The following is a 1642-nucleotide window of genomic DNA, read 5'->3' as shown; positions in this document are numbered from 1 at the left end:
ATAACTGGCAATCCAGGTGGTCCCATCACCCTGGCAAAAATCAGGTCACACTGGTCCCATCCTCATGGCAGGCGACACGAGTTATCGCCGTCAGCTATGAGACCCGTTCGAAATGCTTGGAATCCCGAATCGCTGGGCGAGTGCTCGCGGGTTCGCTTCCCAGCCGTTTTTCATCGCTGCTGAGTTTCCGATCGCCACATACCCGACGACGAACTTCACCGATATTGATTCGATTGAGTCGGAAAACGGCTCGATTTGCACGTCGCACGATTACAGTGCCATCACGGGTCGCCTTCGGGCACTCGAGCTGTGAAGGGAAGCGTTCACGCGCAGCGTAGTTCGTCAGGTTTAGTTCCGCCGGACATCGCATCGCTGAGTTCGCAACCGAGACGCCGTTGGAGGCCGGCCTCGAGATCGGGGTCGGCCGACAACGGCGAGGGAGCACTGGGGTCTTGCATGAGCCTCGATGGTGGATTCGGTGTCGTCGCCTATGTGCGCGACACACTGGTCAACGATGTCTTGGCCGCTGCTCACTACCGCTACGCCGACTCGTTTAGGGCGGTCGTGGGCACCACCATAAACCTTGATGGCGAGGCGATCTCAGTATCGAGACAGTTCTACGTCGACGCCCCGACGATATCGTTGCGCCGTGCCGATGAGCGCGCCAGGGTGTCGCTGACTGGATGGGCCCGCGTGCAGCTCAACCAGAAAGGCGGGCAGGTCAACGAGTCTGCGCTCGTACGCCTGGATGCCGTGGTGCTAGCACCACTGGTCCTCGAAGCCGAGAAGGTGTCATTCCGCGAGATGGTCTACCTGGACCTCTCCAACTTCGACGTGGTGTCAGCACAACTGACCTTAGTTTGGTTGTCGCCGATGCCGGGACTCAAAGCGCCTGCGCTTGTGCTCAGTGAAAAATTCCGCAACCTGCTCGTCGACGCAATTCGACCCATGGCCAAGAAGTACCTCAGGGTGAACGTCCCTGTCGACAAGATCGATCAGATGCGACTTACTCTCACTGTGAACTTGGTCTTCACACCACGTATTTGGCCGATCGCGATTGGCGTTCTCGATGGAGCATTCGCTGTCGGCTTCGACGTGCGCGACGGTGACAAGTTCACAACCAGGGGCGACATCAAGTTGCTTCAGCTGCCATGGGAGCGCTGGGCCACTTCACTGAACGCACATCGCAAGGCCGGGAATATGCAGGGTTACGCCCGAGAGTCGGATGGCAGCGTGCTGGTAGTCATGACCGCACCACTGGTCCTGCAGTACGGGGGATGGACCATCGACCTCCAGCTCAAGCTCCACTCGACCGAAAACCGGCGTTTTGGAGACACCACCTTGGCGTTGGCCCCAGGTGCGATCGTCCTGAATACCAAAGTGACGCAAGCCCAGGACTGGCCGCTCGCCTGAATCGCCCTGGAAATGCTGGAGGCTCCTGACCTTGGAAACGAGGATGCAGGTATGCCGAAGGAACAGTCGCCTGGGAAGCCCACGACGCGCCGTTACAGCTCGGAGGAGAAGGCTGCTGCGGTGCGGATGGTCCGCACGCTGCGCGAAGAGCTGGGCACCGAGCAGGGCACGGTAGCGCGGGTGGCCCGTCAGCTCGGCTACGGCGTGGAGTCGGTGCGCTCCTGGGTAC

Annotated in this window: 2 protein-coding genes; both read left to right on the top strand. The window is 60.1% G+C overall.

What is annotated here, in order from left to right; all coding sequences use genetic code 11:
- Nucleotides 1–456: 456 nt before the first annotated feature.
- A complete protein-coding gene (locus tag CQY20_RS33710; RefSeq protein ID WP_097945717.1) occupies nt 457–1413 on the top strand; it encodes a hypothetical protein in 957 nt (318 codons plus the stop codon).
- 51 nt (nt 1414–1464) lie between these two features.
- On the top strand, nt 1465–1642 hold a 178-nt coding region (locus CQY20_RS33705), incomplete at its 3' end, for a transposase (RefSeq protein WP_474630430.1).

Source organism: Mycolicibacterium agri (genome assembly GCF_002553505.1).
GTDB lineage: Bacteria > Actinomycetota > Actinomycetes > Mycobacteriales > Mycobacteriaceae > Mycobacterium > Mycobacterium agri.
The sequence above is the reverse complement of the archived record's forward strand: the minus strand, read 5'-3'. Positions and strand labels throughout refer to the sequence as shown.

What these genes read in the sequence shown, in the direction of transcription:
- CQY20_RS33710 (WP_097945717.1), top strand. Translation starts at nt 457, where the DNA reads ATGAGCCTCGATGGTGGATTCGGTGTCGTCGCCTATGTGCGCGACACA.